Origin of the sequence: Pontiella sulfatireligans, assembly GCF_900890705.1 — a bacterium.
GTDB lineage: Bacteria > Verrucomicrobiota > Kiritimatiellia > Kiritimatiellales > Pontiellaceae > Pontiella > Pontiella sulfatireligans.
Genome location: NZ_CAAHFH010000001.1, coordinates 486511 through 498972 on the forward strand (window position 1 = coordinate 486511; position 12462 = coordinate 498972).

At 51.5% G+C, this 12462-nt stretch carries 7 protein-coding genes; 6 read left to right on the forward strand and 1 reads right to left on the reverse strand.

The window, feature by feature from the left end; translation table 11 throughout:
* Positions 1-25 precede the first annotated feature (25 nt).
* The 6 genes from SCARR_RS01875 to SCARR_RS01900 all read left to right on the forward strand — a co-directional run bounded on the left by SCARR_RS01875 (position 26) and on the right by SCARR_RS01900 (position 9825).
* The gene (locus tag SCARR_RS01875; RefSeq protein ID WP_136059831.1) at positions 26-1894 is read left to right on the forward strand and encodes a sulfatase; all 1869 of its coding nucleotides are present in this window, start codon (positions 26-28) and stop codon (positions 1892-1894) included.
* 42 nt (positions 1895-1936) lie between these two features.
* Complete coding sequence (locus SCARR_RS01880) at positions 1937-3025, forward strand: histidine phosphatase family protein (RefSeq protein ID WP_136059832.1); 1089 nt, start codon at positions 1937-1939, stop codon at positions 3023-3025.
* 124 nt (positions 3026-3149) lie between these two features.
* Entirely contained in the window at positions 3150-4640 is a 1491-nt protein-coding gene (locus tag SCARR_RS01885; protein ID WP_407984755.1) for an arylsulfatase, read from the forward strand.
* A gap of 117 nt (positions 4641-4757) precedes the next feature.
* Positions 4758-5801, forward strand: coding sequence for a putative glycoside hydrolase (locus SCARR_RS01890; protein WP_168432903.1), 1044 nt, complete (start codon positions 4758-4760; stop codon positions 5799-5801).
* A 107-nt stretch (positions 5802-5908) separates the two neighbouring features.
* Entirely contained in the window at positions 5909-8290 is a 2382-nt protein-coding gene (locus SCARR_RS01895; protein WP_136059835.1) for a glycosyl hydrolase family 95 catalytic domain-containing protein, read from the forward strand.
* A gap of 14 nt (positions 8291-8304) precedes the next feature.
* A complete protein-coding gene (locus SCARR_RS01900; RefSeq protein ID WP_222846137.1) occupies positions 8305-9825 on the forward strand; it encodes a sulfatase-like hydrolase/transferase in 1521 nt (506 codons plus the stop codon).
* Between the two features lie 43 nt (positions 9826-9868).
* On the opposite strand, the gene SCARR_RS01905 is transcribed toward SCARR_RS01900, so the two are convergent.
* A complete protein-coding gene (locus SCARR_RS01905) occupies positions 9869-12439 on the reverse strand; it encodes a hypothetical protein (RefSeq protein WP_136059836.1) in 2571 nt (856 codons plus the stop codon).
* Positions 12440-12462 lie beyond the last annotated feature (23 nt).

The window sequence follows — 12462 nt, forward strand, 5'->3', positions numbered from 1 at the left end:
TATCTAAATGAGCAGGAGAAGTAATATGACGAATTATAAACAATGCAGGTGGGTTGGATTTCTGATTTTGGGTGTGGTCAGTTTTGCATTGTCATCTGTGGCAGGTGAATTGTCAGGCATCCGTCCCAATATCGTGATTTTCTACGTGGACGATCTCGGCTGGCAGGATATCCTGATTAATGATGTGGATCAGCCGTGTCCGTATGAGACGCCCAATATCACGAAACTTGCTGAGACGGGGATGAATTTCACGCAGGGTTATTCTCCGGCGCCAACCTGTTCGCCGTCGCGCGCGGGGATTATTACCGGTCAGCATCCCGCCAAACTGGGGTTGACCCATGTAGATTTGGGCGCGCTCAAAATGGGCCGATCGAGTGAGGTGATAGTCGCTCCGTATTTGGAAGAGCATTTGAATTTGGATGCGTTGACGCTGGCGACTGCGTTGAAGCAGAACGGCTATCGTACCGGTCACTCCGGTAAATGGCATGTCGGGCTGACAGCGGATTATTTTGGTTTTGAGGTGGTGGACCAGGATCGCGGGATTCATCGCGGCATGGGAGATCGCACCAAAGATTTTGCCACAGCCGATGACAGTAAATACCCCCTGAGCAAGGAAAAATATCCTCCGTTCAGCAAGAAGAAGCCCGAAGGAATTTCCTATCCCTACGATCAGGTGACCGAGTCCGCGATCCAATTTATGCAGGAAAGTGGCGACCAGCCTTTTTTTCTCAACCTCTGTCACTGGATGGTTCACTGGCCGGTCTTGACCCGCAACGGGGAGCTGCTCGAATACTATTGCGATAAAATGGACCAACCGTTTCCGCCCAAGTCTGGCGACATGACGTTGCCCGGCCAGCAGAATCCATACTTCGCGGCCATGGTGACTTCGGTCGACTGGAGCTTGGGCCGCGTGGTGGATTTCCTTAAGCAGACGGACGATCCCCGCAATCCGGGCAAAAAGCTGATCGATACCACGTATATCTTTTTCTCTTCAGATAACGGCGGGGTTGAATTCCACCAGGATGAAATCATCTCCGATAACGCGCCGCTGAAGTACGGTAAAAAGCATTCCGAAGAGGGTGGGGTCCGGATTCCGATGATCATTACAGGCGCTGGAATTGCCTCGGGAAGCCAGTTCGACGGTCTGGTCAATCAGCTCGACTTTTTCCCGACGATTCTGAATCTGACCGGTTCAACCATCGCGGCGAAGGATCAGCAGAAACTAAGCGGGTTGGATATCACGCCGGTACTCACCGGGAAGAGTCAGAAAATCGTTGATGCAACAGGTGCGGAACGCGATCACCTTTGGTGGCATTTCCCGCACAACTCGATGGACTCGTCGAAATCGGCGATTCGTTGCGGCGACTACAAACTCTATAAGCGCTATGCCACCGATGACTACGAGCTGTATCGACTCTACAACGAAGGAAATCGTCAGGATTTGGGGGAGCAAACGAATCTAGCGGAAAATCCGGAGTACGCTCCGGTGGTCAAGATGCTGGCCGCGAAACTGAAAAGCGACCTCGCAGAAACCCAGGCGCAGGGGCCGTACCTGAACCCGGCGTATAAAGGCAAAATAAAGCCGTCCGCCGAGATAAAAAATCAGGCGTTTAATGCGGCTAATCGTCAGGCCAGCGTTCAGCTCATGAAATCCGGCCCGGCGATCGAAACGGCCTATGTGATTTATCGTCATAAGCCCGGTACGGATAAGAAAAAAGCGAGGCACAGTAAAGAGGCCGTCGATGTCCGTGTTGGCATGAAGCAGCCTGCTACGATTGACGCCTCTGGCCTTTTGGTCAGCGCCCAGATCCCGAAAGGAATTGAGGCCTATTGCTTCCTGTTAATCGATGCCAATAATTTTCAAACGTATAGTGACGTTCTGTTGGCAAAGTGAGAACAATATTTATTAGAAGCTTTAATTGACTGGAGATAAAAGATGAAGAAAAGAATTTTCACCGGCCCTGTGGCCTTCATGATTACCCTGAGTACGGTTCTGTTGGGGGCGAGTGTCGCCGAAGCAGGACTGAAGATTTACTATATCCGCCATGCGGAAGCCGGGCATAATGTCAAAAAAGACTGGGAAAAGCGAAAGGTGCCCAAAGATCAATGGCCGGCTTATGTGGGGAATGCTGATATGTTTACCCCGAAGGGGTTGGAGCAACGGGCGGCGACGGCTGGGAAACTTAAAAAATATCACTTTGATTTCATTGCGGCTAGTCCGATGTGGCGTTGCCAAAATACGATCTTACCGTATATGCAAGAGACGGGATCTAAAGGCGAGATCTGGCCGGAGCTTCGCGAGGGAAGAGCCAGTGCGCTGATCCTTGATACGAGTCTGCCGGTACCGACCGAGCCGATTCTCGGTGCGGGGAAGCCGCTTGAGGTGGGAGCCGAGGAATCCCCTTGTTTTTCTTTGCGTGAGGATGGAAAGAACGCATTCAAAGTCCCTAAAGCAGGGACAGGACGAGCGGCCGACGAACGGTCGTCTGCCGTGGCTCGGGTGGTGATTCAACGCGTACTTGATATGATCCAGACTCGCTTCGGCGGAACGGATAAAAGCATTTTGTTTGCCGGCCATGGAAGCAGTGGAAAATCGGTGCTTAGAATGCTTACTCAGGATCCGTTGACGGGGTTTGAGGGGATCTCGAATACGGGAATTTGGATGGTTGAAGAACAAGCCGACGGCACGTTTAAACTGAAACTATTCAACGATGAGCTGGTCGATCATGACAAGCCCGTTTCTGTTGCCCCGTCGAAGCATGCTTCAATGGATGCGGATAACGACGGGCGGGTCACCCAAGCGGAATATGTTGCAGAAAAGGTCACCGGCTTCGAGCGGAAGGACAAAAATAATGACGGGGTTCTCTCCCCAGATGAGCATACCCACAAATCGTTTAAGGGTGCGGACCTAGATCATAACGGCCAGCTGACCCGCGAAGAATTTTCTGCTATTTTCAAGAAACGGTTTGATAATAAATATGACAAAAATAAGGTCGGCTTCATCGCCGTCGAAGAGATCAAGTAGGGATCAATTTATCACGATACTGATCCGCAGACAGCAGCGCACTAACGGTTCTCTGATGGATGGATGAAGAGTCTGCGGATTCAGTATTTTTCTATGCCCTTCGAGTTTTCGAATGAGGACGGAAATGATTATGAAACTTAGAACACTGGGATGTATCACCTTATGCATGGCATCCACATCGTTGGTTGGAGCAGTACCTTTGGAGAACAGCCGACCCAATATCATTCTGATCATGACCGATGATCAGGGCATGGGCGATCTCTCCTGCATGGGGAATCCCATCCTGAAAACGCCCAATCTAGATCGCTTTTACGAACAGTCGACCCGCTTCACCGATTTCCAGGTGAGTCCGACTTGTGCGCCGACCCGCTCCGCCATCATGAGCGGGCGCGCTCCGTTTAAGAACGGGGTGACGCATACCATCTTCCAGCGCGAACGGATGGCGCTCGATACCTTTACCCTTCCGCAGGCGTTAAAGACCGCAGGATACGCAACCGGCATTTTCGGGAAGTGGCATTTGGGGGATGAAGAAGACTATCTTCCCGGCAGCCGCGGATTCGACGAAGTGTTGATTCATGGAGCGGGGGGTATCGGACAGGTTTCCCTTGGCGATTTCCCTCCCAACAAGGAAAACCCATACTTTGACAACGTGCTGTTGCACAACGCCACCATCGTACAAACCACAGGCTTCTGTACGGACCTGTTTTTTCAATCGGGACTAGCCTGGATCAAAAAGCAGGAAGAGTTCGGCACGCCGTATTTTGCCTACATCTCGCTCAATGCGCCGCATGGCCCGTACTTCGCTCCGGATGCGTATAAGAAGCGCTTCCTCGATGCGGGTTACGATGAAAAGACGGCTGGCCGATACGGCATGATTGAAAATATAGACGACAATTTCGGGGTGCTCTGGGAAAAGCTAAACGCGTGGAAGGCTTTGGATAATACATTGCTGATCTTCATGACCGATAACGGGATGTCGATGCCGCCCATAAAACTCAACGGCAAGAAACAAGACGTCTTCAATGCCGGGATGAGGGGACGAAAAAATTCACCGAACGAAGGTGGCACGCATGTCCCTGCCTTTTGGTATTGGAACGGTGTGCTGGGCGAAGGCGTGGATGTCGACGCGCTGACGGCGCATATCGATCTATATAAAACCTTCTGCGATCTGGCCGGAGCTAAACTACCATCTAAAATGCAGCAAATGGACGGGCGCTCTCTGCTGCCTTTGCTGAAAAATTCGAACGAAAAATGGGCGGATCGCGAATTATTTGTCCATTGCGGTCGGTGGAAGGCCGGCGACCTGGATAATTTTAAATTTAAGAAATGCGGTGTGCGGACTGCAAAGTGGCGGTTCACGAATAACGCCGAATTGTATGATATTCCGACTGACCCCGGCGAAAAAACGAATGTGGCATCGGCTCATCCCGAGGTGGTGGATCGGCTTCGGAAATCCTATAACAACTGGTGGTCGTCAGTACTGCCTCTTATGGTTAACGAAGGGTTGCCGAGAGTTGCTCCTGATGACCAGCCGCTGGCGATTCGCTATAACAAGCAGCTTAAGGAAAAAGGCATTCCCAAGTGGGCACCCGCCAAGTTGGAAAACGATGACTAAATGAAATATATTTCATTATCAATTATAGCTGGATTGAGTTTGTTCGCCGCAAGCTTAACAGAGGCCTCCAACACGGATCGGATGCCCGATTTTAGCTGGGATACGGTGCCACGTTATATGCACGTGAGAAAGGCTGCCGCTTTTACGCCCGAGGAAATTGAATACCTGGCTTCATTCCCGCTGGTCACGTTTGAAAAGACGACCGGGATGAAGGATGCGGGCAGCACCGAAAAAGGAACGTGGCTGGCGGCCAAGGCCATCAAAACGGTCAATCCCCGCTGCAAGATTCTCTACTACCGCAATATATTAGTGCATTACGCCATGTATGGTGCCGACAAAGAACTAGCCGACATTCCCGGTGCGTTTCTTTCTGATAAAAAAGGAAACACCAAACTGGTGCGGCAAAAGGTGCCGGCCTACGACCTCTCCAACTCGATGGTGCGGAAGTGGTGGCTCCGCAATGCGGAACTCACGTGTAAATCGAAATATATCGATGGGCTCTTTGTGGATGGGAACATCAAAGTGCTGGAGGAGGGGTATCTGCGGAGACAGGTGGGAGAAAAAAAGAAGGCCGAGGTTGAAACGGCCTATCATCGAATGATGAAAAAACTACCGGAAACGGTGGGGCGGGATAAGCTGGTTATCGCGAATGTTATCCGCGCGCGCTTCGACCAGGCTGGATTGGAATATCTCGATTATTTTGATGGTTCATATATCGAGGGATTCGAACATGCGGTCGGAGGTATGTCTCGTGAGGAATACATGGCCAAAGGGATTGCCGCCGTTCAGAAGGCTGCTCGGTCAGGGAGGATCATTGCATTCACTATTGGCATGGGAACATACGCCGACACTGATATGGATGACGAAAACCACGAGGTGGATCGGAAGGCGTTTGCCTCTGTTCAGGATCGTTTTACTTACTCGTTGGCTCTATTCCTGATCTGCGCCGAAAAGCAGAGCTATTTTATGTTTTCCGACGGCTATGGAGTCGATCGCAGTCGCGGCAAACTATGGATGAAGGATCTGCCCGAGTACTCCCGTCCCTTGGGAGCGCCGAAAGATCCGGCGGTCAGAAGCGGGTACAGCTATCAGCGAAAATTCGAGCACGCCGATGTTTCGATTGATATTAAAAATGAAACAGCAAATATTAATTGGAAATAGAAAAGCAGGAGAGCCTCTTGCAAAACCTCTGGTTCTTTCGAGGCGGTTTGGTCTGATCCCCTATACACAGGATGGAAAAACATCTCTCGTGTGATATTGTTTCCACTATGAAACTAAAATGGATCGCCGTGGCAACGGGTTTGATATGCGGAATGCAAGGGTCGGTTGCAGGAGCGCATGTCGCTCATTCGACCATTGATTATAAAGCATTCCTTGGTCAGCACGACATGGTTTGGGATCGGATTCCCAACCGCTGGGAAGTGGCGCCGTATACCGGCAACGGCAATGTGGGCTTCCTTTTCTATCAGGCGCAGGGCGAAGCAAAGAATGTGATTTCCATTTACACCGGGCGGCACGATTACTACGACCATCGGCTTCCATACGATGGCGAACAAATGCTTTGGATCTACCGTTGTCGTCTTCCGCTGGGGCATTTTAACCTGGAATCGAAGGGCGATATTGAATCAGTTGATCTGCGGCTAGGGCTGTGGAACGCGGAAATGACCGGAACCATTAAAACCTCCAAGGGTTCCTACGCCGTGCGCGGCTTTTCGCACAGCCTGCACGATGTGATCTATTTCGAAACGGATGCGAAAGACGGCGAATCGATCAGGATCAGCTGGCATCCGGAAGTGCCGTTCTCCTCCGTGCGCGCAAGGCTGGACACCGGTGGTGGGCCGAAAGGCGGAAGCTGGGGAAAGATGCGTGTCGCGCCTTACGAATTGCCTCAGGAACCGACCTTGAGCGAAGACGATGGGCTTACATTTTGCTTCCAGCCTCTCTATGAAAACCGAGGCGAAACCACGACGGGGTGGGAGACCGCCGGCAAGGCGGACGGCATACAGGTGCTGACCGCGAGTATTCATCACAGTTTTCCTGAACACAACAGTCAGGAGATCGTGAAACGGAATCTGCTGCAGGCGCGAACGATGCTGGCGGATAAGAGCTTTATTACGACGCACCAGCAGTGGTGGCACGACTACTATCCGCTCAGTTTTCTCACCATCAACGATCCCGAAAAGGAAGCGTTTTATTGGATTCAGATGTACAAACTCGGCTCTGCCATGCGCGAAAACGGGCCGATCCTCGACCTGATGGGGCCGTGGTATCACAAAACCTTCTGGCCGATGGTTTGGGGGGATCTGAATGTGGAGCTGATTTACTGGACGCCGCTTACCGCGAACCGATTGTCGCTCGGAAACTCATTGCCCAATAATTTGGACAAGTATGCCGGTAACCTCGCGAAGAACGTGCCCGAACGCTGGAAGGACAGCGCGGCGATTGGGGCCTGCTTTCCGCAGGATTGCGAGGCCTACGACAATGGCAAGGTGCCGGACATGTTATGTTGGATTTTGAACAACTACTGGCTGCAGTGCGAGTTTGCTGGCGACCGTGAGCGCATGCGCGACGGGCTCTTCCCGTTGCTCAAAAAAACCGTCAACGGCTATCTTAATTTTATTAAAGAGCGTCCGGTGAAATCGGATGACGGTAAAATCCATATCAGCCTCAGCTGGTCTCCGGAATATAAGCCCGGACATGGTCAGGATATTAACTTCACGATCGGGTTGTTGCGCTGGGCCTGTCAGACGTTGGTGGATATTAACAACGAGCACAACCTCAACGATCCGCTTCTGCCGGAGTGGCAGAATCTTCTCGATAATCTGGTCGAGTTCCAGATCGACGAAAACGGCCTGCGCATCGGCAAAGACATTCCATTCGATAAACCGCACCGCCACTATTCCCATCTGCTCGCCTTTTACCCGTTGTCGGTGCTTACGCCGGAAACGAAGGAAAATGCCGACCTGTTGCGTACAACACTGGATCATTGGTTGGATGTTTCGATTAACAGCGGGATCAAAGTAGGTGCCATGCCAGTCACCGGCTATACCACCACCGGTGCGGCCTCCATGTATGCCTGTCTTGGCGACCCTGAACAGGCCTACACCTACCTCGACTTCCTCATCCAGCATAAGAATGTGTCTTCGACGACGATGTATGCCGAGGGCAATCCCGTGATTGAAAGCCCGCTTTCTTTCGCCACGGCCATCCACGATATGCTGCTGCAAAGCTGGGGCGGCACCATTCGCGTCTTCCGGGGCGTTCCCAAAAAATGGGCAGATGTCGCCTTTCAGAACCTCCGCACGCAGGGCGCGTTTTTGGTCAGCGCCAAGAAAAAGGATGGCGTGACGCAGTTTGTGACGGTTGAAAGCCTCGCCGGTTCGCCCTGTTGGGTTCAGATGGATATTCCCAGTCCCAAAATCTATATCAACGGGAAGTCGGCCCAAAAGAAACAGGTGAGCGAGCGGGATGACGGGGTTTACGAAATCGCGCTCAAGAAAGGCGATCGCGTCACCTTCACCCCTGTCGATCTGAAGCAAGCCGACCTGTCCATCGCGCCGATTACGGTCAGAGAAACGGATAGAAATCTGTTTGGACTGAGCGAAAAGACCACCCGCCTGCCGGGACATAAATTTTACTACAAAAAATAGATCGGAGATATTCAATGAATAAAAAAGCTATTGCAATAGCAATGGGTTGGCTGGCCATTTCGAGTGTGGGGCATGCGGCCAAGCCCAACGTTATCTTTATCAAAACGGATGATCAGCGGTTGGATTCGCTGAGTATGACGGGGCATCCGGTCACGAAGACGCCGAATATTGATCAGCTGGCGAAAGAGGGGGTCTTCTTTGAAAATGCCTTTATCACGAGTCCGATCTGTGGGCCGAGCCGCGCTAACTTTTTTACGAGCCAATGGGAGCGGAAAAACCGGCAGGGTTTTTACTACGTCTCCAAAAACCATATTACGCACGAGCTGTTCGATAACAGTTGGATTTTGCAGTTGAAGGCGGCGGGTTATTTCACCGGCTATATCGGCAAGCACCATGCTCAGGTTGGTCCTCAGAAGGAACGCCAGAGCTACATGAAGGAAAACATTGATTTCTGCTACATGAAAGGCGGTCATCTGGGTTTTGACCTGATGAAGCACAAGGAGTTTCAGAACCTGAAAGTGGGTTCACAGATTGAGGGGTTGTTTGAAGCAACTGAAGCCTTTATGCGTCCGGGAAAAGACAAAGATTATTTCTTTGATAATGCCCACGCTTCGGTAGCCGATTTTTTGCATAAACGCGATACGAGCAAACCCTTCGCGCTGTCGTTGAACGTTAATTTGCCGCATGCGTCCAGCATCGGCGGGATGGGGGCGAATCCAAAGGATCCCGAAATGTACCGCACGCTCTACAGCGATGTGCAGGACGACTTTGTCTTCCCTGACGGCTACCCGAACATCCAGGTGCCGCTGCCGGACAATGTGTTCCGTCAGGATGAATTGATGGGCTATTACCGTACGACCAATCCAAGAGCGCTGCTCGACAAAAAAACCAAGATGGCCCGGGCGGTGACGGCCATTGATATGATGCTGGGCAAGTTGCGCGCGGAGCTGGAAGAAATGGGCATTGCCGATAACACCATCATCGTCTTTGCCTCCGATCATGGATTGCTGCTCGGGGAGCACGGTCTCGGCGGAAAAACGTTCCTGTATGAAGAATCGATTCGCATTCCGATGATTTTTTACTCCCCGTTCTTTACGGCTAAAGAGCGTGGAACAACAGTCGATGAATTAGTGGTCGGGCAGGATCTTCCGGCTACGATTCTGGAGTTATGCGGTCAGCCTGTCCCGGAAACCTATCAGGGGCAGAGCATGGTGCCGCTCATCGAAGGCAAGACGGTTGAGTGGCGCACAGAAGTGTTCTGCGAAAACCTCTTCACCGATCAGAGCTATCCGCGTATGGAGGCCGTGCGCGGAACCGAGTGGAAATATATTCGCTACTTTTCTAAGGAAAACGACCGCAAACAATATCTCCCCGTTGCTTCCATTGAAGGTGAACAACCCATCTATGAAGAGCTGTTCAATATCAAGGATGATCCAAAGGAACAGAGCAATCTGGCCGACAATCCGGAATACAGAAAGGTGCTGGATCATTACCGAGACCGGTGCCAGAAACTTGTATTCGAATTAAGCGAATGAACGGGTACTCAACAGTGATAATTTCGTTGCCGGATTCGTCTCTCTAATCCGCCCTAAGAATCCAGCCGGACGTTCTCAACCCGTCAAGCGGGAGGTTGAAGGTCAGGCTGTAGGTATTCGACTTGGGATCATAGCGGGTCTGCCAGAAGTCGTTTCCATGGACGGATTGGTCGAGCTTGCTGCGTTTACTTCCAACCACCTGATATAAAGCATAGTTGGCGGATTCAAGACCCTCGAATCGGATGGGAACAACGCCGACACCCCCGGCAATCTTAACCTGTATATCGTCGGACCGTGTGGCTTCGATAATGATCGGGTAGGATTGTTTAACGGTTCCGCCGACGGTCTGGACTTTCAGGTTATTGCCGAGCGCTTCGCGGTAAACGCTTTTCCAGGAGCGGGGATATTTGGCGAGATGTTTGCGGAAGATTTCGTTGGGACCGTAATAGTCGTCGGCAATGCGGGGCAGGGTGATCCATTCCGCTTCAAACGCAACCGTATCGCCAGGCTGGAATTCTTTCACGCCCTTCGGAGGCGTTAAGATCATATCCAGATTAATATTTCCTCTAGACTCCACCCGGTAAACAGGAAATGAGATGGTCGGGTTAGTATAGGTCTTGCCATCTAGTAGGGCCTCATAAGAGCGGATAACCAGTGCGCGACTCCCCGTGCCCCAGTCTTTCCCATCCACTTTATATGCTCCGGGAAAGGCGACCCACCAGGGGCCATTACCCGTTAACTCCGTTTGCTTGAGATAGACCTCACCTTTATCCAGTCTGCTTGGTACCTTGTGCTCCTTTATCAGTCCGTCAATGTTTCCATAGGCGACTTCAGGAGTCACCAGTCGGGAAGTTTTACCCATCTTGAACAGCCAGCCGTCTGTGGCTGATACGGGTTTGGTAAACGTGTAGTTAAAGGACAGGAAGGTTCGGGCATAATCATCTGTGCGCAGGGTTCGGACGGTGGCCTTCAGATCGACTTCGCGTTCGCTTCCATAATATCCGTCATAATGCACTTCGGTCAGGCAGGGCCCTTGAGAAACATAGGCGGTCTTCAATTCGGTGAAATAGAGTTTCTGGTCGTGGTTGTCCCGCAGGTTCATCCAGTCGCCACCCCAACCGGCGTCTGTCCAGGTCCATTTTCCCCCGGTACGGCCATTGCGGGTCATCAGCAAGCGGACATCCGTGATCACGTTTTCCACACAACTCATATCCATATCAAAGCAGATCGTTTCCCCCCAGCATCCGATCGCCAGCTGATCCCATCTTCCATTATTTCCATGAGCACCATCTTTTCCCCATCCAATCAGCGACAGCTGGGCGTGCGAGGCCGAGGGAAGGGTGCCGTAAAAGCCGTAGGCTATCCGTAGTTTATAGTTGGATGCGCCTTGTTTCGCAGGAATCAGTGCATAGGCACGCAGATAGGCGCCGAGCCCCTCATGATGCCAGTTTTTGCTGAGCTGAACCGGGATGCCGGTGGGCGTTCCATCTTTGAGGCACAGTATGGGACATAGTCCGGTAATATTGCCGGGGTTGCTCAAGTCCAGTTGAAACGGGACGTAGGTATTGCCATTGCTGTTTTCGATGCTGATATCGAACTCATCGTATTCGCGAATATCGGTATAGCCGGTTTTCCAGCGGCGCTTTAGATCCCGCTTTGAGATTTTGGCGAAATAGCAGTTGTAGACATCATCAAATTCGACCGGGAAGTTTTGGTTCTGTGGTGTGTTGAGCTGGATCGCAATACCGTTCTTAACTTTTTCCCGCCCATTTAGGTCGCACGCTATACGGAACTGTTTTTTTGCTCCTGTTTCCCAGGCTCCGGAAATGGTTTTTTCAGTATGCCAGTCATTGAACTGCATGCCGATTTTTGCATTGGACCAACCCGATTGTTCTGGAGCCAGTTCCAGGTTCAGTGCAAGGGAATTCGGCCAGACGACGATATCGAGTTTGCCCTCGCAGGAAAGCTCCAGGCCGCTGTCGTCCTTAAATACTAGTCCGATCAGATCATAATGCTGGACCAGCTGCCCTGATTCCCAGAGCCGGGCGGCCTGAAGCTTCTTAACCCCTTGGTCTATTCCCGCCTGGCATGTGACCGCGCGAAAGATCCGGCCATCCACATTTACTTTGATGACCAATTCAACAGGATCCAGGCCGCTAATTCGTTTTGTATCTTCCCGGAGGGCTTCGGTGTAGTCAGCCTTATCGTTGAGCAGGGAGAAGCGCGTTTTTCCAAAGTCAGAAAGATCCAGCGTAAGGCCATAGTGTCCCGTTTCAAAACTGAGGATATCGGCCGATTTATCATTCAGGTTCTTTTTCCATCCATTCAGCCAAAAGGCATACGAATAGTTTTTCAGGGCCACGGGAAATAATTCAACGGCTGGTTCCTCCAGTGCGCCGTTCTCAACGGGTTTACTTTCCGGAATCACGGGCTTAGGTTTGATCGCTGGCTCTCGCTGGGGCTTTTGTGTTTCAACCGGCTTAGTCAGTTGCTTCGGCAGATCGGGTGAAGGTTCAATCGGTGCCACCGGCTCAATCGGCGTATAGCGCATCAGGGAAAACGCCGCTGCCCCAGCTAGGGCGGCTATCACCAAAATCCAAATAATTCTTTTCATAAAGGTATTATAGCTCGTTATAT